This window comes from uncultured Eudoraea sp., assembly GCF_947490415.1.
In the GTDB taxonomy this organism is placed as follows: domain Bacteria; phylum Bacteroidota; class Bacteroidia; order Flavobacteriales; family Flavobacteriaceae; genus Eudoraea.
Genome location: NZ_CANLGX010000001.1, coordinates 317,115 through 337,180, shown reverse-complemented (window position 1 = coordinate 337,180; position 20,066 = coordinate 317,115). Strand labels below are relative to the sequence as shown.

At 35.6% G+C, this 20,066-nt stretch carries 22 protein-coding genes; 14 read left to right on the top strand and 8 right to left on the bottom strand.

Features of this window, described 5'->3' with window-relative positions:
• Positions 1 to 69: 69 nt before the first annotated feature.
• Together Q0874_RS01430 and pckA are read left to right on the top strand one after the other, a co-directional pair.
• A complete protein-coding gene (locus Q0874_RS01430; RefSeq protein WP_299158421.1) occupies positions 70 to 453 on the top strand; it encodes a DUF423 domain-containing protein in 384 nt (127 codons plus the stop codon).
• A 92-nt stretch (positions 454 to 545) separates the two neighbouring features.
• A complete protein-coding gene (gene pckA, locus Q0874_RS01425) occupies positions 546 to 2,141 on the top strand; it encodes a phosphoenolpyruvate carboxykinase (ATP) (protein WP_299158418.1) in 1,596 nt (531 codons plus the stop codon).
• A gap of 40 nt (positions 2,142 to 2,181) precedes the next feature.
• Here pckA and Q0874_RS01420 read toward each other — a convergent pair whose 3' ends face one another.
• From Q0874_RS01420 to Q0874_RS01410, 3 genes are read right to left on the bottom strand one after another with little or no spacing between them, the layout of a single operon-like run.
• Entirely contained in the window at positions 2,182 to 2,928 is a 747-nt protein-coding gene (locus tag Q0874_RS01420; RefSeq protein WP_299158415.1) for a uroporphyrinogen-III synthase, read from the bottom strand.
• Between the two features lie 5 nt (positions 2,929 to 2,933).
• A complete protein-coding gene (locus tag Q0874_RS01415; protein WP_299158412.1) occupies positions 2,934 to 3,590 on the bottom strand; it encodes a DUF4271 domain-containing protein in 657 nt (218 codons plus the stop codon).
• Positions 3,590 to 5,254 (bottom strand): glycosyltransferase family 39 protein, encoded by a 1,665-nt coding sequence (locus Q0874_RS01410; protein WP_299158410.1) that lies wholly within the window; start codon positions 5,252 to 5,254, stop codon positions 3,590 to 3,592. Before Q0874_RS01410 ends, Q0874_RS01415 begins: the two co-directional genes overlap by 1 nt.
• 133 nt (positions 5,255 to 5,387) lie before the next feature.
• Here Q0874_RS01410 and Q0874_RS01405 point away from each other — a divergent pair, with 133 nt between their 5' ends.
• From Q0874_RS01405 to Q0874_RS01395, 3 genes are read left to right on the top strand one after another with little or no spacing between them, the layout of a single operon-like run.
• A complete protein-coding gene (locus Q0874_RS01405; RefSeq protein ID WP_299158407.1) occupies positions 5,388 to 6,110 on the top strand; it encodes a polyprenol monophosphomannose synthase in 723 nt (240 codons plus the stop codon).
• 3 nt (positions 6,111 to 6,113) lie between these two features.
• On the top strand, positions 6,114 to 7,448 hold the full coding sequence (locus Q0874_RS01400) for a dihydroorotase (RefSeq protein WP_299158404.1): 1,335 nt from the start codon (positions 6,114 to 6,116) through the stop codon (positions 7,446 to 7,448).
• Entirely contained in the window at positions 7,448 to 7,831 is a 384-nt protein-coding gene (locus tag Q0874_RS01395) for a DUF4296 domain-containing protein (protein ID WP_299158402.1), read from the top strand. The genes Q0874_RS01400 and Q0874_RS01395 overlap by 1 nt, the downstream gene beginning before the upstream one ends.
• Here Q0874_RS01395 and Q0874_RS01390 read toward each other — a convergent pair.
• Positions 7,810 to 8,829, bottom strand: a complete 1,020-nt coding sequence (locus Q0874_RS01390) for an NAD-dependent epimerase/dehydratase family protein (RefSeq protein WP_299158400.1) — start codon at positions 8,827 to 8,829, stop codon at positions 7,810 to 7,812. The genes Q0874_RS01395 and Q0874_RS01390 overlap by 22 nt on opposite strands.
• 100 nt (positions 8,830 to 8,929) lie before the next feature.
• On the opposite strand from Q0874_RS01390, the gene tyrS reads away from it, so the two are divergent.
• Both tyrS and Q0874_RS01380 read left to right on the top strand, forming a co-directional pair.
• Positions 8,930 to 10,228 (top strand): tyrosine--tRNA ligase, encoded by a 1,299-nt coding sequence (tyrS, locus tag Q0874_RS01385; protein ID WP_299158398.1) that lies wholly within the window; start codon positions 8,930 to 8,932, stop codon positions 10,226 to 10,228.
• A 13-nt stretch (positions 10,229 to 10,241) separates the two neighbouring features.
• Positions 10,242 to 11,000, top strand: coding sequence for a sterol desaturase family protein (locus Q0874_RS01380; RefSeq protein WP_299158396.1), 759 nt, complete (start codon positions 10,242 to 10,244; stop codon positions 10,998 to 11,000).
• Between the two features lie 24 nt (positions 11,001 to 11,024).
• Here Q0874_RS01380 and Q0874_RS01375 read toward each other — a convergent pair whose 3' ends face one another.
• From Q0874_RS01375 to Q0874_RS01365, 3 genes are all read right to left on the bottom strand, one after another.
• On the bottom strand, positions 11,025 to 12,002 hold the full coding sequence (locus tag Q0874_RS01375; protein WP_299158394.1) for an acyl transferase: 978 nt from the start codon (positions 12,000 to 12,002) through the stop codon (positions 11,025 to 11,027).
• 78 nt (positions 12,003 to 12,080) lie between these two features.
• A complete protein-coding gene (locus Q0874_RS01370; protein WP_299158392.1) occupies positions 12,081 to 12,404 on the bottom strand; it encodes a T9SS type A sorting domain-containing protein in 324 nt (107 codons plus the stop codon).
• 189 nt (positions 12,405 to 12,593) lie between these two features.
• Positions 12,594 to 12,905, bottom strand: coding sequence for a T9SS type A sorting domain-containing protein (locus Q0874_RS01365; RefSeq protein WP_299158389.1), 312 nt, complete (start codon positions 12,903 to 12,905; stop codon positions 12,594 to 12,596).
• 271 nt (positions 12,906 to 13,176) lie between these two features.
• Here Q0874_RS01365 and Q0874_RS01360 point away from each other — a divergent pair, with 271 nt between their 5' ends.
• From Q0874_RS01360 to Q0874_RS01330, 7 genes are all read left to right on the top strand, one after another.
• On the top strand, positions 13,177 to 13,863 hold the full coding sequence (locus Q0874_RS01360) for a response regulator transcription factor (protein WP_299158387.1): 687 nt from the start codon (positions 13,177 to 13,179) through the stop codon (positions 13,861 to 13,863).
• Positions 13,863 to 14,924 carry an ATP-binding protein gene (locus tag Q0874_RS01355; protein WP_299158384.1) on the top strand — a complete coding sequence of 354 codons (1,062 nt, stop codon included), beginning with the start codon at positions 13,863 to 13,865 and terminating at the stop codon, positions 14,922 to 14,924. The genes Q0874_RS01360 and Q0874_RS01355 overlap by 1 nt, the downstream gene beginning before the upstream one ends.
• Before the next feature lie 56 nt (positions 14,925 to 14,980).
• On the top strand, positions 14,981 to 15,652 hold the full coding sequence (trmB, locus tag Q0874_RS01350; protein WP_299158382.1) for a tRNA (guanosine(46)-N7)-methyltransferase TrmB: 672 nt from the start codon (positions 14,981 to 14,983) through the stop codon (positions 15,650 to 15,652).
• 3 nt (positions 15,653 to 15,655) lie between these two features.
• Entirely contained in the window at positions 15,656 to 16,285 is a 630-nt protein-coding gene (locus Q0874_RS01345) for a LysE family transporter (protein ID WP_299158380.1), read from the top strand.
• A gap of 1 nt (position 16,286) precedes the next feature.
• Entirely contained in the window at positions 16,287 to 16,634 is a 348-nt protein-coding gene (locus tag Q0874_RS01340) for an MGMT family protein (protein WP_299158378.1), read from the top strand.
• A gap of 157 nt (positions 16,635 to 16,791) precedes the next feature.
• Complete coding sequence (locus tag Q0874_RS01335; protein ID WP_299158376.1) at positions 16,792 to 17,931, top strand: Mrp/NBP35 family ATP-binding protein; 1,140 nt, start codon at positions 16,792 to 16,794, stop codon at positions 17,929 to 17,931.
• Positions 17,932 to 17,933: 2 nt separating this feature from the next.
• Positions 17,934 to 18,173 carry a NifU family protein gene (locus tag Q0874_RS01330; RefSeq protein WP_299158374.1) on the top strand — a complete coding sequence of 80 codons (240 nt, stop codon included), beginning with the start codon at positions 17,934 to 17,936 and terminating at the stop codon, positions 18,171 to 18,173.
• 59 nt (positions 18,174 to 18,232) lie between these two features.
• Here Q0874_RS01330 and Q0874_RS01325 read toward each other — a convergent pair whose 3' ends face one another.
• Positions 18,233 to 19,969 (bottom strand): ABC transporter ATP-binding protein, encoded by a 1,737-nt coding sequence (locus tag Q0874_RS01325; RefSeq protein WP_299158372.1) that lies wholly within the window; start codon positions 19,967 to 19,969, stop codon positions 18,233 to 18,235.
• Between the last annotated feature and the right edge of the window lie 97 nt (positions 19,970 to 20,066).

Below are 20,066 nucleotides of genomic sequence, written 5' to 3'. Positions count from 1 at the left end.
CTAATAGAAGTATTGCGGAGACTAAGGTATCAAATTGTTACATTTGTCAGAAATATGGCCATTTAAGTTATGAACAAAACAATTTTCTGTACAGGGGTTTCCTTTGGAGTATTGGCAGTAGTTTTAGGAGCTTTTGGGGCTCATGGGCTGGAGAATCTCCTATCTTCAGATGCGATAGCTACTTTTAAGACCGGAGTAACTTATCAAATGTATCATGCCCTTTTATTACTTATTCTTGGAAGTGTAAAAAGTATTCCCGAAGAGGAGAAGAAACAGGTTTATTATTTCATTGTTTCAGGGATTGTTTTTTTCTCTTTTTCCATTTATTTGTTGGCTACAAATAGCCTGACCGGCTTTGATTTTAGGGCTATTGGCTTTATAACCCCTATTGGGGGGCTTCTTTTGATTTTGGGGTGGTTACAATTAGGTTATCGCGCTTATAGAAAATTCTAATAATTAAAGGGAATGACTTTAATGAAGGTGTCACAATTAGACAAGATTTTACCAACTGGAATACAATATAAATAGCAATAAAGGACATTTCAATGAAATCAATTTCGTTAAAAGAGTATGGCTTTGAAACCAATAGGATATTTTACCAATTAGATCCTGAAAAACTTCATCAGATGACCCTTGAACGCGGGATGGGCAAAGAGGCATCAAACGGAGCCTTGGCTGTTAACACTGGAGAATTTACTGGACGTTCTCCAATGGATCGTTTTATTGTTAAAGACGATATAACCCGGGATAAAGTTTGGTGGGGGGATATAAATATTCCCTTCTCCCCTGAGAAATTTAATTTGCTTTATAATAAGGTGATTAATTACTTAAAGGACAAGGACGTATTTGTTAGGGACTGTTATGCCTGTGCAGATATTAATTACCAATTAAATTTAAGGGTTATTAATGAATACCCCTGGTCCAATTTATTTGTGTATAATATGTTTCTTAGGCCTCAGGAAGAGGAATTAGTAAATTTTGAGCCGGAATGGACGGTGATAAATGCTCCAGGGTTTATGGCAGATACTTTGGCAGACGGCACTAGACAGCACAATTTTGCTATTCTGAATTTTACACGAAAAGTTGCTTTGATAGGGGGTACCGGCTACACTGGAGAGATCAAGAAAGGAATTTTCTCTGCTTTAAACTTTATCTTGCCTTTATATAAGAATACTTTGCCTATGCATTGTTCGGCCAATGTCGGGGAAAAAGGAGATACAGCCTTATTTTTTGGACTTTCCGGCACCGGTAAGACAACTTTGTCTACAGATTCATATAGAAAATTGATTGGGGATGACGAACATGGATGGACTGAAGAAAATACAGTTTTTAATTTTGAAGGTGGTTGTTATGCCAAGGTGATCAATCTTAGTGCCGAAAAGGAACCTGAGATTTATGCCGCTATCAAAAAGGGGGCAATTTTGGAAAATGTTAGTATAGATTCAAGAGGGATTGTCGATTATGAAGACACATCAATAACTCAAAATACAAGGGTCAGTTATCCTATTGATCATATTTCCAATATACAAATTCCTTCAATTGGAGAAAACCCCAAAAATATTTTTTTCCTTACAGCGGATGCCTTTGGAGTATTACCCCCTATATCAAAGTTAACTCCCAGTCAGGCTGCATATCATTTTATGTCGGGATACACCGCCAAGGTGGCAGGCACTGAGACAGGGGTAGTAGAGCCTATACCTTCATTTTCTGCCTGTTTCGGTGCGCCGTTTATGCCTTTGCATCCGGCAGAATATGCAGAAGTATTAAGTAGAAAAATGAAAGAATCTCAGGTTAGTGTTTGGTTGGTTAATACGGGATGGACCGGTGGGCCATACGGGGTTGGAACGCGAATGAAATTAGAATATACAAGAGCTATGATTCGCGCTGCACTTAATGGCGAATTAGGATTGTATACCTATGATACGTACCATATTCATTCTGTGTTTGGTGTTGCACAACCACGAACCTGCCCGGGTGTCCCTACTGATGTTTTAAGCCCGAGAGCAACCTGGAATAATGATAAAGCTTATTATGATACTGCATTTAAACTTTCCAATGCTTTCCGTGAGAATTTTAAAAAGTTCGAGTCCTATGCCAGTGAAGAAATCAGGCGAGGAGGACCCCAGCGTTATAACTATTAATTAAAAAGGTCTCATTTACTGAGACCTTTTTATTGAGTTTTTATTTTTTGTTGACGCTGGTAATATACTTCTGTAAAGCCATGGTCATGGAAGGAGTTTCCGGTGTCGGTGCCTTTATATCTATTCGCAGGCCTGCATCCGTTGCCGCGACGACAGTTGAATTCCCAAAGACCGCAATTCTTGTATCTTTTTGCTCAAAGTCAGGAAAATTTTTAAGTAATGATTCTATCCCCGACGGGCTAAAAAATACCAGAACGTCGTAATAGACATTTCTTAAATCAGAGAGATCGCTAATAACCGTTTTATAGAAAATACCCCGATTCCAATTAATTCCCAGTTCATTTAATGTTTCCGGAATGCCGGGTTTTAATGCATCTGACGAAGGCAGTAAAAAGGATTCCTCCTTGTATTTTTTAAATAAGTGAAGTAATTCACTAAAATTTCTTTTGCCTACATAAATTTTTCGTTTCCTGTAAACAACATATTTCTGAAGATAAAAAGCTACTGCCTCAGATTGGCAGAAGTATTTCATGGTATCCGGAACCTTAAAACGCATTTCTTCAGCTATTCTAAAGAAATGATCAACAGAATTTCTGCTGGTAAGGATTATAGCGGAATAATCTTTAAGATCAATCTTTTGTTGTCGTACACTTTTGGCGTCAACCCCTTCAACATGTATGAAAGGCCTAAAGTCTACCTTAACTTTTTCCTTTTCAATTAGCCTTAGGTAAGGAGAATTTTCCATTTTAGGTTCTGGCTGGGACACCAAAATCGTTTTTATCTTCATGTACCTTAGTCTTTTAGATAATTCACAATGATTACAAAGGGTGCAATTTCGAGAGCGCAAAGGTACAAAATAAAATAGAAAAAGTAGCCTGAGATTAATTTTTGATAGTTTTTTATAATAGTTATCCAGCCAATAACATTTACCACTACTATCAGGAAAATACTGGCAAACACTACTATTTTCGAATCTGTAAGCACATAAGTAATGATAATATTGGATGCTAACATGATGATACTGCTGTAGTTAAGGTAGGACAACTTTTTAAAAATGAATTCAGATATTATCTTATTATTATTAAAGACAAAGCCACATCCCATTTGTAGCAATATTTTACCAAATAAAAACAAGAATAAAAATCCCAGAATAATTAAAAAAACCACAGGATACTGGTCACTTTCTGAAATGGTCAAAATATTTGAGGCCAAATAGATAAAAAGTGAAAAATTCAGAAGTTGGAATAATGTAAAAAAGATATTGAACCAATTTAATAGTTTATCCTTTTTATTGTACATAAAAATATACTTGTTATTAAAAGGGAGTATAATAAAATTTAAAAACCTCTGGTAAAATAAATTCTTAGCAATAACCATAAAAAATATACTGGAAAAGATAATAGCTGTTATCCAATCTATATTGTTGATTACTCTATGAACAGGTTCCATTATGGCAATTTAACGTTTTCACCATTTATACCCCAATAAAGTCCGTTTTCAGAAATACTTATCTTAAAATAGTGTGCATCATTTATTTTTGGTTCAGGCATTAAAAATTTAAAGCTCGTTGTATCTTTAGATTTAAGAACGTTCATCTCTTCCTGCAATGGGCTGGCTTGAATTGCTTGTACCTCTCTGAAATTTTTGTATTTGTTAAGAAAAACTATCCCAAATTCCAGTTTTGATATTTCGATATCCGTTGTGTATGGATTGTATATTTTAAAATTTAAACTCTTGTCTTTCAATAATTCAAGAGGGGTATCAATAATAGTTCTCAACTTTCTAAAAGATTCAAAATCCTCAATATAGACACCATAATGCGGCTCTCCTTTTGCATCGTAATAAGAGATGTCACCTTTATCCATGAATTTGGATACATAAAGTATTTTTTGCCCTTGTACCAGATCTTCAGACTGGTCAATCGTAAATTGGTTTTGCCTGTACCTGATATTGTTTAGTGAATAAGAAGTATTACCAGAATAGAAAGTATACATAGGTGCTTCGGTATAGGAATTTTCAAAAACTACAGGAATTGTCCCGACTTTTGAGCTTATTTCATTTACCCAATCTTTATTTCCATGGGTTTCATAAACAATGGGGAAAAGAGGAGCATAAATCAGACCTATTCTGAGGAACAGTAAAATTATGATATTAGCTATTCCAAGATTAAAGATCCATTTTCTGGTGATTCTATCCTGGAGTATTTGATTGTATACCACTACAATCATTGGAATACAAATAACAATTAACCATTGCGTTTGTACTCGTCTGTTAAAACTGGAAATAAAAAAGAATGCAATTACTCCATAAATTAAATACAAAAGCGCTTTATTAAATTTATCTGATTTTTTTGTTTTCAATAACGCTCTGTATATCCATGGAAATGTTAAGCCGAAAAGCACTATCAGGTTCACAAAAAACCCCAGTGTAAAATCCCCAAATTCGTAGGCCCTGTTTGGCCTTTCAAACAAATGATACTTTATTGAAACAAAGTCATTGTCAATTAACCATATAAAATGGGGGGTATAACATATTAATGCAATTAGAACAGAAAGCCAGGCATATCTGTTAAAGACAAGCCGCAGATTAGACATCAATACAAACAGTATAACCAGAACAGCATGATATTTACTGTACATTAAGGCAGCCATAACAATTCCCAAAAGGACAGATAAACCAATGGAAGGGGCGTTTATAAACTTCTTATATATCAATAAAAATAAGGCAGTAAAAAAAAGTAATGGGGTATCGGGTAATGTTAGGAATCCATAGGCATGAATAAGGGTCATAGAGAAAATCAATATAAAATAATGGGGTACATATTTATTCTTTCTATGATTATCAATTAAAAACCAGAGGACTATATAAGTGCCAGCAGAAAGAACACTGCTTATAAAGCGAACTCCTAGTTCTCCATCAAAAAACAGGCTGCTTATCTTGACAATCAAAGCAACCATTGGCGGATGATCAAAGTAGCCCCAAGCCATACGCTGTGCATAATACCAATAATAAGCTTCATCAAAAATTAGCTCAGTAAAATAACCTTGTAATAGGTTTAATAAAAAAATTGATGCTAATAAATAAATGAAAATTCTGGGTAGTTTAAGTTTCATTCCGGTTGCAGATTCGCTTTAAAATTACAAATTATTGGACTAATTAATTCCTTTAAAGAAACGATAAAATTACTTTGGTATTTTCTGCTTGACTTTTTAAAGTAGTATTTTTGTTAAAATTGCCAAAAGCCAAATGACAGATAGCTTAGTAATTATTCCAACTTTTAATGAAATTGAAAATATTGAAGCTATAATAGATGCTGTTTTTCAACTTAAAAAAGAATTTGATATCCTGATTGTGGATGATAATTCTCCGGACGGTACTGCTAATAAAGTCATTGAATTACAAAATAAATATCCCAAACAGTTGTTTCTCGAAGTAAGAAAAGAGAAATCTGGTTTAGGTACTGCTTATATTCATGGTTTTAAATGGGCATTGGCAAGAGAATATGACTACATTTTTGAAATGGATGCCGATTTTTCACACAAACCTTCAGACCTGCTAAGATTATACAGGGCTTGCTTGAATGGTGCAGATGTGGCAATTGGATCGCGTTATAAAAAAGGGGTAAATGTTGTTAATTGGCCACTTTATAGGGTTTTATTATCCTATGGAGCTTCTTTTTATGTAAAATTAATTACCGGAATGCGAATTCATGATCCCACTGCCGGCTTTGTCTGCTATCACAGGAGTGTTTTGGAGGCGATAAACCTGGATGCCATAAAATTTGTTGGATATGCTTTTCAGATAGAAATGAAATTTAGGGCATACCTTAAAAAATTTAAAATTGAGGAAATCTCCATCATTTTTACAGATCGGGAGCAAGGTAAATCTAAAATGAATTCATCAATTATCTGGGAAGCCATATTTGGTGTTATTACTATGAAATTTAGAAGTTTATTTGCTAAAAATTAAGTTATGGATAAAACACTCATTAAAAATGCTGTTATCATAAATGAAGGGGTAAGATTTGAGTCGGATATTTTAATTCAAGATGAGATTATCCAAAAAATTGGCAGTAACCTTTCTACGAACGGGGCTAAAATTCTTGACGCAGCCGGAAATTTTGTTTTACCCGGAATAATAGATGATCAGGTACATTTTAGAGAGCCCGGACTTACCCATAAAGGGGATATAGCTTCAGAAAGCAGGGCGGCCATCGCAGGTGGAATAACTTCGTACATGGAACAACCAAATACGAATCCGCAAACTACCACCATTAAAAAATTGGAGCAAAAATTTGAACTGGCTTCCAGGAAGTCATACGCTAATTATTCCTTTTTATTTGGCGGTACTAATGACAACCTGGAGGAAATAAAAAAACTAGATAAGTATGCCTGTTCGGGTATAAAACTATTTCTGGGTTCTTCAACCGGAAATATGTTGGTGGATAATGAAGAGGTTCTCGAGCGAATATTTAATAATACAGAACTGGTTATTTCGGTGCATTGTGAAGATGAAAAAACCGTCAGAGAAAACACCCAGAAATACAGAGCCATATATGGAGATGATATTCCTGTAGAATTTCACCCTTTAATACGAAGTGAAGAGGCCTGTTACCTTTCTTCATCCCGGGCGATTGCCCTTGCAGAGAAAACGGGAGCAAGATTACACGTTTTTCATTTGTCGACAGGCAAAGAGACCCATCTTTTTAGAAATGACATTCCAATAGAACAAAAAAAGATTACGGCAGAAGTATGTATTCATCACCTTTGGTTTTCAGATCAGGATTATTCGGAAAAGGGAATGTTAATTAAATGGAATCCTGCAATTAAAACCTCTGCAGACAGGGATCAATTATGGCAAGCACTGCTGGATGATAGAATTGATGTTGTGGCAACAGATCATGCTCCGCATACCTTAGAAGAAAAGAAAAATAATTATATGAAGGCACCCTCTGGTGGCCCTCTGGTTCAGCATGCATTACCTGCTATGTTGGAAAAATCTTTGGAAGGAAAAATTGATGTAGAGAAAGTGGTTGAAAAAATGTGTCATAATCCTGCTAAATTGTTTCAAATTGAAAAACGCGGTTATATAAGGGAGGGTTATTATGCAGATTTAGTAATAGTAGATATGAACTCACCCTGGACAGTCGATAAAAACAATATTGCCTATAAATGCGCATGGTCACCCTTTGATGGTAATAGGTTTAGAACAAAAATCACACACACTTTTGTAAATGGACATTTGGCTTATGATAAAGGACAATTTTCCAGTTTCAGGAATGCTAAAAGGCTTACTTTTGATAGATAATGATGCGGAAGATATTTTTTTTAATAACATTTATCATTCTTTTCTCATGTGGAGAAGAGGTCATTGATAAGCCCGTGAATCTTATTTCCAAAGAGAAAATGATTGATATCCTTTACGATCTGGCTATTATAGATGCCGCAAAATCTACTGGGCCTCATGCAATGGAAAATAAGAATTTTGTCCCCATGGAATTTATTTATAATAAATATGAAATTGATAGTATGCAATTTGTATCCAGTGATTTATATTACGCATCCAAACCTCTGGAATATGAAGATATTTATGAGAAACTAGAAGACAGGATTATAAAAGAAAGGGAGCGATTTCAAAAACTGGCAGATAAAAAAAAAGACAGTTTAATTCAGGAGAAGGAGGAAGAGTGAGCCTCCATATATTTTTGACATGAAAAGGAAACAGATGATTGTATTTGTTCATATTCGATGTTAAGTGCTTCCTGTACTTTTAAATTATCATAAACTTGAGGATAGCGCAAAGATGTGAGCCCTTGCTTAGTTAACTTCCTTTTTTTGGATATAAATAAACTTATAAACCAGTCCATTCTCCGGAAAACTTCCAATTGCCAAAATTTCAACCCTATCTTGGGGGAAGGCCTGTTAAACCCGTGCGAGATGGTCTCTAAAATACTTTTAAAAGACAAATTTTCTGCTACAGCAATAAAGCGCTCATTTTTAATGGGAGAATCCATTAGTTGTACCATTATTTTTACAACATCACCCACTGATATAAATCCTGTACCACCGGGAAAGTAAAACCGCATACCCTTTGCAGCCGTTTTAAAGAGAAACCCACTACCACTTTCCCAATATCCCGGACCCAGGATAACGCCAGGGTTGACGATTACCATAGCGAGACCTTCCTGAGCCCCCCGCCAGACTTCCATTTCGGCAAAGTGTTTTGAAGTTGCATATACATTTGCGTAGGTGTCATTCCATTCATTTTCTTCATTGACCATTTCACCTGTTGTAGATTTGCCTATTGTTCCGGTAGAACTGACATGACACAATTTTTTGATATTCTTATCAATACATATATTTACAATATTCTCCGTACCCCTTTTATTTATTTTTTGTAGAGAATTAAAATCACTAGGATCAAACGAAATAAATGCAGCACAATGATAAACCAGAGTAACTTCCTTAAATGCCAATTCGAGAGCAGGGATATCATTAATATCAGCTTCTATCCATTGAATCTTATTAAATAACACCTCCGAATTTTCATGATAATATGAGAATACCTCCTTTACCTTTTGAATATTGCTATTTTTTCGATGAATAGCTTTAACAGATGCCCCCTTATTGAGCAAATACAATATAAGATGGGATCCAACAAGCCCGGTTCCTCCTGTTACTAAAATCATGGGCCTAATTTACTCATTTCGGTTGGATAAATTTGATCAATGAGGAAAGCTGCTGGCTATTTCTATTATATTTGCAGCAACTATTTTAATAGATTACAAAATGACTTCAAACTTTGTTTCGGAACTAAAATGGCGGGGAATGGTACATGATGCTATGCCTGGAACCGAAGAGCATCTGCTTACTGGGATGCAATCTGCATATGTTGGGATAGATCCAACCGCAAATTCACTTCATATTGGTCATTTGGTAAGTGTAATGATGTTAAGGCATTTTCAGCTCGCTGGCCATAAACCTTATGCTTTAATTGGTGGAGCTACAGGTATGATAGGTGATCCTTCCGGTAAATCAACTGAGCGAAACTTATTGGATGAAACTACCTTGCGATTAAACCAGGAAGCAATAAAGGAGCAATTGTCCCGCTTTCTTGATTTTGATAGCCTGGCAGAAAATTCTGCGGTGCTCGTGAACAACTATGATTGGATGAAAGATTTTACTTTCCTGGATTTTATTCGTGATGTTGGCAAACACATTACCGTAAACTATATGATGGCCAAAGAATCTGTCAGGAAAAGGTTATCGCCAGATGAAAAAGAAGGTATGTCTTTTACTGAGTTTACATATCAGTTAGTTCAGGGGTATGATTTTTTATATCTGTTTCAAAATTATAATTGTACACTTCAAATGGGTGGGAGTGACCAATGGGGAAATATTACGACCGGAACAGAACTTATTCGCAGAATTGGGGGGGGTAAAGGATACGCACTCACCTGCCCTCTTATTACTAAGGCCGATGGAACCAAATTTGGAAAAACAGAGGGGGGTAATATCTGGTTGGACGCGCATAGAACCTCGCCTTATAAATTCTATCAGTATTGGCTGAATACATCAGATGAAGATGCAGAAAAATACATTAAAATCTTTACTTTTTTACCTAAAGATGAAATTGAAGATTTGATTGCCGAACAGTCTCAGGCACCTCATTTACGAATACTACAAAAACGCCTGGCACAAGAAATTTGCATTATGGTTCATTCCAAAGAAGAATTTGAAAATGCCGTGATTGCCAGTTCTATTCTTTTTGGAAAATCAACTTCTACAGATTTAAAGGGCTTAGACGAGAATACCTTTTTAGATGTTTTTGACGGAGTCCCACAAGCAGAGATTTCCAAATCTGAAATGGAAAATGGATTGGATATGATTGCAGCATTGTCTGCCAAAACAGGTTTTTTGGGTTCAAATGGCGAAGCACGGAGGGAACTAAAACAAAATGCTATTTCCGTTAATAAAGAAAAAGTAAAAGAAGATTTTTTGATAACGGAAACAGATTTGATAAACAACAAATATGTTTTACTTCAGCGAGGTAAAAAGAATTATTTTATCCTGGTTGTAAAATCATAAATGGGGGATATAAATGAAGGAAATTGATTTTTTTGACTTTAGTGCGGTACTACTTTTAACTTTTGTTCTCTTTCTGATCATATTTATTCGCTTTTTGATTGTTTCAGGAGCATATCACTATGCATTTTTCTTTTTGTTCCGAAAAAGATTTGATAAAAGAATATTAGATCATACTGCATTAAAGAAGAAGCAATTATACAAGGAATTGTATTGGTCGGCAATAAGCGGGTTGATTTTTGCGATTTTTGGAATATTCATTTATTTTTTATGGTCAATAGGGGCTACAGCAATCTATGTGGATATAAATGCCTATCCATTATGGTATTTGCCGATAAGTGTTTTATTAACCTTATTCATTCAGGATACCTATTATTATTGGATACACCGTTGGATGCACAAGCCATCTGTTTACAGGTATTTTCATAAGATTCATCATAAAAGTGTACACACTTCAGTATTGACCTCTTTCTCATTTCATCCATTGGAGACGGTGTTACAGGCTATTATTCTTCCGTTAATAGTTTTGGTTGTACCTATGCACTATTATGCTTTACTATTTATGCTGCTGATCATGACAATTTCAGCAACAATTAATCATGCCGGAGTTGAAATATACCCTTCAGGAAAATATGGAAAGTGGTTTGGGCATTGGATCATTGGCGCTACTCATCACGATCAGCATCACAGAAAATTTAATTATAACTTTGGATTATACTTTACATTTTGGGATAAGTGGATGGGTACGGAAAGTCCTGAAAGTGTTAAGAAGTGATTTAACTAGTTTTTAGCCTCAACACTAAAGGACCATTAAATTGCAACCGCGAACGTCTGAATGATCAAATCTGCCTAATACTTCAAAACTTCCATCTTTATAAACCCTTCCAAGATCCTGTGTTGCAATAAACGAACAGGAATAAATATTGGCGAGATCTATAATGTTTATACCTCCTATTTTGCCAAAAGTTTCAGTTGTCAAAGGATCTTCTGTTTCGCGTATAGAGACTGACATCCAGGGAGGACAATTGAAAATTCCGTTAGCCTTGGAATATGCCTGAGAAAGAAGTTCAGTCATGCCATATTCTGAATGAATGGCATCCAGGCCAAAACTTCTTTTAAGAATACTATGTAATTCATCACGCACCAATTCCGTTCTCCTCCCTTTCATCCCGCCTGTTTCCATAATTATTGTATTTTTTAAATTTATTGAGTGATCTTCGGAAAGGTCCAGCAAGGCATATGAAACACCAATAAGGATATTTTTACCAGCAGATTGATCCAAGTTTATAAGGGTCTTCAATAAATTGACTTTGTTATCAAGATAAAAACCACTCTTTGGATGCCTGCTTTTCTTTATAAGGTCTTTTACCATATAGATAAGTGAAGAGCCTTCCCGTTCCATATAAGAAGGTAATAATGCAAGCACACAATAATCTTCAATATTCCCATAGAAATACTCAAAGGTTTTCAAATAACTTTTTACGTAAATAGCCAGGTTTGATACATAATGTTTGCTAACAAGTTGTCCCGTTGTCCCGCTGCTCTCAAAAACGATCTGGGGTTTTTGGTTCTTCGTTATTACTTTTTTGGATTTGAAAAATTCAATCGGTAAATATGGAATATCTTTTACTGTAGTTACATTGGACTTAGATTTGCCCAAATAATCGCAAAAATTCCGGTAAATAGTATTGTTGTCATATTGAAAATTAAAAATTTCCAATGCAAGCTTGTTGAACTGAGATGAGTTTGTGATCTCAAAAATTCTATTGATATCCATATCGACTTGAAGACTACAAAAATAGTTAAAATAAAAAAGGCTCCTCCAGAGAGCGCAATAATGGATATATATGAAATACTATTTTACAACCAGTTTTCTGGTCATCGTTTTGTTATTCTCTATTACTTGAATTACATAAACACCTGGTGAAAGCCTTCCTATATTGAGCATATTTGTTGAAATCCGATCCTGAAGTACTATTTTACCAAAGACGTCGTATACGGTTACATCCTTACTCCTGTTATTTAAAGTTTTAATGTAAACGATACCATCAATAGCGGGATTTGGATATAGCGTAAAATTAGAAGATTCCTGATCCTTTTCATCTATAGCCGGAAGCTTTTCCTGCCCGGAAAGCACTAAAGTAAAAACCAGTAAAAAAAATAAGTAGGCTTTTTGCATCAACATTGATTTGGGATCAACTAGGTAAATATAAGATAATAGCTTTTCCCCTAATAGAAATTGTTGTGAAAGCTAAATTTTTGTAGGTTAACTATTATAGCCGTAACGTTAATCGATGAATTATGCATTTTATCGATGAAAATCAAATTTTTGAAGGAAGTTTAACCGGCTTATTTTGAGCAAGTAGAACTATTTAATTATCAATTTTCTAGTTGCTACTCTATCTTTTTCATATACTCTAAGTACATACACCCCGGCAACAAAATTAGAGACATTCAACTCCTTTCTTAGAATTGTTGTCTCAAGTCTTAGAGTGCCAAAAACATCAAAGATGAGTATTCTTTTCGGGGCATTCAATGCAGTTTGGATATATACTTTTCCAGTGGTAACAGGATTTGGGTATAGCTTAAAACCCTCAATTTCACCACCAACATTTTGTACTGCCTGGCCGTAGCTAAAAGAGATAAAAAGAAAGAAAAAAACGAGGTAGAATTTCTTCATAAATACTATTCAACAAACTAATTATCACAAATATAGAAATTTTAGTTCTGCATTATACTCCATGAATTTTTTAAATCATTAAAATTCGATAAAATGCATGAACAGATACACTACATGAACAGATACTATTAAATTACATTTGAACTTTAAAAATCCCAATTTTTGCCTCTTTGGTGTTATTTTAATGTTATCAGCATTAAATCAATGTTAAGTAATTAAAGCATATTAGTATTATCTTTACTTTTGGTCAGAATGATCAAAGAATAGGCCCATGAAAAAGCAGGACATTAAAATTCTAATTGTAGATGATGAACCGGATATTTTGGAGATTCTCAAATATAATCTTTCCTCTCAGGGATATCAGGTATTTACTGCTAAGAACGGAATTGAAGGTGTAGAAAAGGCAAAGAAAAAAACACCGAATTTGATTATTTTGGATGTCATGATGCCCGAAATGGATGGGATCGAAGCTTGTGAGATCATACGAAATACAAAAGGATTAGAGAATACCTTAATTACCTTTTTAACAGCCAGAGGAGAAGATTACTCTCAGGTAGCGGGTTTTGACGCCGGTGCAGATGATTATATCACCAAACCGATAAAACCGAAACTATTGGTAAGTAAGATAAAAGCCTTATTGAGGCGCTTAAATGAAGAAAAGAACCAGAATGAAGATATCTTCAAGGTTGGAAACATTGAAATTAACCGCGAAGAATACAAAGTAGTTAATAACGGAAGAGAGATTATTCTACCTAGAAAGGAATTTGAGCTTTTAGCCTTATTAGCCTCAAAACCGGATAAGGTATTTAAGCGTGAAGTTATATTGGATAAAGTATGGGGTCAGGAAGTAGTGGTCGGAGGAAGAACAATTGATGTACATATTAGAAAACTACGCGAAAAAATTGGTGATGATCATTTTAAAACTGTGAAGGGTGTGGGCTATAAGTTTGTACTGTAATGTCTACAAGGTTAAAAAAGTCATATAAATTTGCCTTCCGGGCCGCCCTCATAATTACTATTATTCTTGCATTATCTTTAAGTTTATTTCTGTTATACCAAAAACAGCTGGAAGACACCTGGCTTATGTTACTTTTTTTTACAATAATTGTTTTTGCAGTAACATTTATTACAATTCAGGTTCGTGTCGAGAGATATATCTACCGCAGGATTAAGAAAATTTATGATGATGTTTCTTTGTTGGAGTCTTCTTCTTTTACTGCCCATCCCGTTACAACAGATATGAAAACTCTGACGGAGGAGATAGAAAAATTTGCAAAGGACAAAAAAATAGAAATAGATACACTAAAAATCCGCGAGGAATACCGGAAGGACTTTTTAGGTAATATTTCACACGAACTCAAGACTCCCTTATTTACAGTACAAGGCTATATTCTTACACTTCTCGACGGTGCCTTGGAAGATAAAGCAGTTCGGAAAAAATATTTGCAGCGAGCCCAAAAAGGGGTGGAACGACTTATTTATATTATCAAGGACCTTGATCTGATAACAAAGTTAGAAGTTGGAGACCTCAATTTAGAGTTAAGTGATTTTGATATTATTGAACTTATACAAAGTGTTTTTGAGCTATTGGAGATAAAGGCCGGCAAAAAGAACATCTCGCTTACTTTTGACATGAATTATGAAGCTCCGGTCTATGTTAGGGCAGACAGGGATAAAATACAGCAGGTGTTGTCTAATTTGATAGTGAATTCTATAAAATATGGACATCATGATGGTACTACAGAAGTGAGTGTGGAAAATCTAATAAGGAATAAAGTGATTGTCAGAATTACTGATAATGGTGAAGGAATTCCAGAAGAACATATCCCTAGACTTTTTGAGCGTTTTTACAGGGTTGATAAAAGTGGCAGCAGGAAAGAAGGGGGTTCCGGCCTGGGCTTGTCCATTGTAAAACATATAATAGAGGCGCATGGCGAAAAAATATATGTTGAAAGTGTGGTGGATGTAGGATCTGAATTTTCATTTACATTAGAAAAAGCGAAACCCAAGAACACCTAAATCTGCTCTCCAAAAGAATTCCTTAGTTTTGCTGATACAAATTAATACCCTTTGCTTTGGGAAGTAAAAATAAACTCAAACGATTTGAACAAAACAATTCTTTTAGCCATGTTATTCAACCTGGCAGGGATGAACTTATTGACGGCAAATTTCCTTTAAAAGGAAAATGGAGGAGTTTTTTTAATAATGATAATCCAATAGTTTTAGAATTGGGTTGTGGCAAAGGGGAATATACAATTGGTCTTGCTAAACTTAATACTTCCAGAAATTTTATAGGTGTGGATATTAAAGGTGCCAGGTTATGGAGAGGCGCCAAAACGGCCCTGGAGGAGAATTTAGAGAATGTTGCATTTTTACGTACCCAGATAGAATTGATAGATTTAATTTTTGCTGAAAATGAGGTAGATGAAATCTGGATTACATTTCCGGATCCGCAACTAAAGTATAAACGAACTAAACATAGATTGACCAACATGGCTTTTTTACAGAAGTATAAGTTTGTGCTTAAAGATAAAGGTGTAATAAATTTAAAGACCGATAGTGAATTTTTGCATGGGTACACGTTGGGATTGTTGCATGGCTTGGGTTGCGAAATATTATACGCAAATCATGATATTTACAGGAATGAGGGTAGCCCAAAAGAAGTTATGGATATACAAACTTTCTATGAAAAGCAGTATCTTGAAAAAGGAAAACCAATTACATACATAAAGTTTACGGTCAATTAACCAATGGCGCATTTAATCATACTTTTTTTTGTCACCTTTTCGGCTGCTTTTATGGCAACGGTTCCTCCCGGATTGTTAAATATGAATGCGGCCAAAACAAGTGTTAAAAAGGGAAAACTGAACGGAATCATGTTTAGTCTCGGTGTAGCTACCATGATAATGATGCAGGCTTACGTTGCGGTTATGATTTCAAAATACCTATACAGACATCCTGAAATTATAGATTTACTACTGAAGATTGCGCTCGGTGTTTTTGCTTTTTTTGCCCTTTATTTTTTTATTTCAGCCAGGCGTGAAAAAGCGAAAAAAATAAAAATTGTAAAGGTTAGTAAGAAGAATAGTTATTTTAAAGGAATGCTGCTTGCGGCACTTAATTTGCTCACCATTCCTTACTACAGTGGGCTTAATGCCATGTGGAATGCATCTGGCTGGATTAAATTTGAAATTTGGGATATTCTTACATTTATTATAGCTGCCGGAAGTGGCACTTTCACAGTACTGTATTTGTACACCGTGTATTTTTATAAATTAGAAGCTAAAACAGACCGCTTTTCTAAAAATTCGAATTACGTTCTTAGTTTACTAATGCTGGTCTTACTCGTAATAACCATATTCAGGGTATTTTATAAATAATATGGATTCGGAAAACAAAAACTTCTTTCAAAAAGTTTACCGGGTATCTAAACAGATTCCTTTTGGAAGGGTTACTTCCTATGGGGCCATTGCAAAGTATCTGGGGGCGGCCAGAAGTGCTAGAATGGTGGGTTGGGCTATGAATGGAGCAGGGGCAATTGAAGGGGTTCCTGCACATAGGGTTGTAAATAGAAAGGGTTTATTAACCGGCAAACATCACTTTGATGGCACCAACTTAATGCAACAATTGTTGGAAAATGAGGGCCTTGTAATACGGGATAATCAAATTGTGAATTTTGAAAAATACTTCTGGGATCCTGCCAAAGAGATGCCTTTTGATAACTTTTAGGGTTGTATCCATAGAAATTTAGACCACCACCTATCCTATATTTGGCAAATCTATATTGATATTGTCCTTTTCAATACCACAACTTTATAGTTTCACACCTATAACTTATCTTTGTTGTTTAGAATCATTTTACATAAACACATAATTACCTTAGCTCATGAAGTTGGATAAGAAAGAAATACTAAAAGCCCTTGAAACTATTACAGTGCCGGGTGAGGGAAAGAATATGGTTGAAAGTGGCGCTGTCAATAATATTCAGGTATTTGGTGATGAGGTTGTAGTAGATATTACTATAAATAACCCAAGCCTCCAGGCAAGGAAGAAATCCGAAGTGGAAATTTTAAAAGCAATTCACAAGGAGGTTTATGAAAAGGCAAAAATCACGGTAAATATTAAGGTTGATGCTCCGGTTAAGGCGAATGTTAATGAAATTAAGGGGAAACCAATACCTGGGATACAAAATATAATTGCTGTAGCTTCTGGGAAAGGTGGTGTCGGAAAATCTACGATAACCGCTAATTTGGCGGTGACATTAGCTAAAATGGGATTTAAAGTTGGTTTGCTGGATGCAGATATCTACGGTCCTTCTATGCCCATTATGTTTGATGTAGCAGATAAAAAGCCCTTAGCAACTACTATAAATGGAAATTCAAAAATGTTACCTATAGAAAACTATGGGGTAAAGCTTTTATCTATTGGTTTTTTCACTCAACCTAATCAGGCAGTAATCTGGAGAGGGCCTATGGCGTCAAAAGCTTTAAATCAAATGATCTTTGATGCACATTGGGAAGAATTAGACTTTATGTTAGTGGATTTGCCACCCGGTACAGGTGATATACATTTAAGTATTATGCAATCTATGCCGATTACAGGAGCTGTCGTTGTAAGTACACCTCAGGAGGTAGCGTTAGCGGATGCGCGTAAAGGAGTAGCAATGTTTCAACAGGAAGCCATCAATGTACCTGTTTTAGGAATTGTTGAAAATATGGCTTACTTTACCCCGGAGGAGCTTCCAGACAACAAATATTATATCTTTGGTAAAGCCGGTGCAAAAAACCTGGCTGCGGATCTTAATGTTCCCTTTTTGGGAGAAATACCTTTAGTTCAAAGTATTCGTGAGGCCGGAGATATTGGAAGGCCTGCTGCTCTTCAAACCGCCACTCCGGTAGAAATGGCATTTGAAGAACTTACCAAGAACGTGGTTCAGGAAGTTGTTTCACGAAACAAAAGCTTACCACCTACTGAAGCAATTAAGATAACAACAATGGCTGGTTGTGCTGCTGTTAAAAAGAAATAATCATGACATCTGAGGAACTCAAAATTACTGTTGAAAAAGCGCTGGATGAAATCCGCCCTTTTTTACAAAGTGATGGGGGAGATATTTCATTAATATCTATTGATAACGATAAATTTGTAACAGTAAAGCTTGAAGGAAATTGCGTAGGGTGCAGCGTTAACCAGATGACACTGAAGAGTGGGGTGGAAATGACAATTAAAAAACACGCTCCACAAATAGAGAAAGTGATCAATATTGATTAGAATATACGCCTCTTAGCTTATTACGGACATAACAGCTATATTCAGCTCAGTCTGTATCACTAAATTCTTGCCTGATAGGTAAATAAATTATAATATCTTCCTTCTTTTGCAATAAGTGATTCATGTGTACCTTGTTCTGCAATTCTACCGTTCTCAATTACTAAAATCTGATCGGCTTTTCTAATGGTACTCAATCGGTGGGCAATTACAAATGTCGTTCTTCCTTCTGTTAGATTTGATAAACTCTTTTGGATTAAAGCTTCGCTCTCGGTGTCAAGATTTGAGGTTGCTTCATCTAAAATTAATATTCGGGGATCAGCTAAAACGGCCCTTGCAATGGCTATACGCTGTCTTTGACCTCCAGACAGCTTTATGCCCCGCTCACCAATTAGTGTATCCAAACCATCTTCAAAACGATCTGTAAATTCATCAACATAGGCCGCTTTAACAGCTTCCTGTAACTGAGCTTCAGAGGCGTTTGGTCTGGGAAACAAAATATTCTCCCGTATGGTTCCTTCAAATAAAAAATCATCCTGTAAGACTACTCCTAAATGTTTTCGAAAACTATTAAGGTCTACCTTTGATAAATCCTTACCATCTACAGTAATTTTACCGCTTTGCTGAGTTAGAAAACTTGCAGCAAGTCCGGCAATGGTGCTTTTTCCTGAACCTGAACTCCCTACGAGTGCTACAACTGTGCCCGCATTTACTGAAAAACTAATATCATGTATTACTTCTTTTTCTTCTTCATATGCGAATGAAACAGAATCAAATATCATATCTCCTCTAATGCCATTCAACGATAACGTACGCACCTCTTCATTGGATTCGGGCTGCATATTCATCAACTCCTCTGTTCGGTCAAGTCCGGCCAGTGCTTCAGTAAGCTGACTCCCAATATTACTCATTTGTACTATTGGGGCGATCATCAATCCTAAAAGGAAGGTAAATGTTAAAAACTCACCTATCGTGAGCTCATCGATCATTATTTTATATCCTCCCATACCCATTATACCTGTGGTAGCAAGGCCAAGGAGAAAAGTTGAAGAACTGGTCATAAACGCGGTTGCCGTAAGACTTTTTTTTACATTTTCAAACAACCGGAGCACACCTTCTTCAAAAACCATATGTTCCTGTTCTTCGGCATTAAATCCTTTAATTACTCTTATTCCTCCAAGTGTTTCTGTAAGTCTCCCGGTAACCTCCGCATTAATTTTCCCCCGATTGCGGAATATAGGTCGAATTATTTTAAACGCCTTTAGTGCTATAACCGCAAAAATAGCAAGAGGGATTAATGCGAAAAGAGTCATGCTGGGACTTATATTCAGTAGAAGAATCAAAGAAACAACCGCAGTAATTGTTCCCCCCACCAATTGCACCAACCCTGTACCAATTAGATTTCGTACGCCTTCTACATCAGTCATTATTCTGGATACTAATTCACCCGACTTTGTATTATCAAAAAATCGAATTGGCAAAGACAAAATTTTCTTTTGTACCTGAGCCCGCAATTCCGAGATCATATATTGGGCCTGAACACTAAGTATTTTAGTTAAAAGAAAAGAAGTAACAGCCTGTACTAAAATCGCAATGATGACTACTCCTAAGAGAATTTTAAGGAATTCCAGGTCTTTATTGGGAATAATGTCATCCATTAAATATTTAAGGGACAATGGGGCAACAAAACTGGCAGCTTTACTCACTATTATCAATGCCAAACCTATAAAAACCAGATTCCTTCTGGGCCAAATGATGGTTTTGAATGCTTTTAGGATACTTACTCTTTTATCGGACATTGGAGATTTAGCTATATTTTATTAAGAAAGGCTGCAATTTACAGTAAAATTGCCGTCCATTGGCCAAATCCATATGACCTGGTCATATTTTAAGGAA

Coding starts and splice junctions, on each gene's coding strand:
- Q0874_RS01430 (WP_299158421.1), top strand. CDS start 70: ATGAACAAAACAATTTTCTGTACAGGGGTTTCCTTTGGAGTATTGGCA.
- pckA (WP_299158418.1), top strand. CDS start 546: ATGAAATCAATTTCGTTAAAAGAGTATGGCTTTGAAACCAATAGGATA.
- Q0874_RS01420 (WP_299158415.1), bottom strand. CDS start 2,928: ATGAAGATAAAAACGATTTTGGTGTCCCAGCCAGAACCTAAAATGGAA.
- Q0874_RS01415 (WP_299158412.1), bottom strand. CDS start 3,590: ATGGAACCTGTTCATAGAGTAATCAACAATATAGATTGGATAACAGCT.
- Q0874_RS01410 (WP_299158410.1), bottom strand. CDS start 5,254: ATGAAACTTAAACTACCCAGAATTTTCATTTATTTATTAGCATCAATT.
- Q0874_RS01405 (WP_299158407.1), top strand. CDS start 5,388: ATGACAGATAGCTTAGTAATTATTCCAACTTTTAATGAAATTGAAAAT.
- Q0874_RS01400 (WP_299158404.1), top strand. CDS start 6,114: ATGGATAAAACACTCATTAAAAATGCTGTTATCATAAATGAAGGGGTA.
- Q0874_RS01395 (WP_299158402.1), top strand. CDS start 7,448: ATGATGCGGAAGATATTTTTTTTAATAACATTTATCATTCTTTTCTCA.
- Q0874_RS01390 (WP_299158400.1), bottom strand. CDS start 8,829: ATGATTTTAGTAACAGGAGGAACCGGGCTTGTTGGATCCCATCTTATA.
- tyrS (WP_299158398.1), top strand. CDS start 8,930: ATGACTTCAAACTTTGTTTCGGAACTAAAATGGCGGGGAATGGTACAT.
- Q0874_RS01380 (WP_299158396.1), top strand. CDS start 10,242: ATGAAGGAAATTGATTTTTTTGACTTTAGTGCGGTACTACTTTTAACT.
- Q0874_RS01375 (WP_299158394.1), bottom strand. CDS start 12,002: ATGGATATCAATAGAATTTTTGAGATCACAAACTCATCTCAGTTCAAC.
- Q0874_RS01370 (WP_299158392.1), bottom strand. CDS start 12,404: ATGCAAAAAGCCTACTTATTTTTTTTACTGGTTTTTACTTTAGTGCTT.
- Q0874_RS01365 (WP_299158389.1), bottom strand. CDS start 12,905: ATGAAGAAATTCTACCTCGTTTTTTTCTTTCTTTTTATCTCTTTTAGC.
- Q0874_RS01360 (WP_299158387.1), top strand. CDS start 13,177: ATGAAAAAGCAGGACATTAAAATTCTAATTGTAGATGATGAACCGGAT.
- Q0874_RS01355 (WP_299158384.1), top strand. CDS start 13,863: ATGTCTACAAGGTTAAAAAAGTCATATAAATTTGCCTTCCGGGCCGCC.
- Q0874_RS01345 (WP_299158380.1), top strand. CDS start 15,656: ATGGCGCATTTAATCATACTTTTTTTTGTCACCTTTTCGGCTGCTTTT.
- Q0874_RS01340 (WP_299158378.1), top strand. CDS start 16,287: ATGGATTCGGAAAACAAAAACTTCTTTCAAAAAGTTTACCGGGTATCT.
- Q0874_RS01335 (WP_299158376.1), top strand. CDS start 16,792: ATGAAGTTGGATAAGAAAGAAATACTAAAAGCCCTTGAAACTATTACA.
- Q0874_RS01330 (WP_299158374.1), top strand. CDS start 17,934: ATGACATCTGAGGAACTCAAAATTACTGTTGAAAAAGCGCTGGATGAA.
- Q0874_RS01325 (WP_299158372.1), bottom strand. CDS start 19,969: ATGTCCGATAAAAGAGTAAGTATCCTAAAAGCATTCAAAACCATCATT.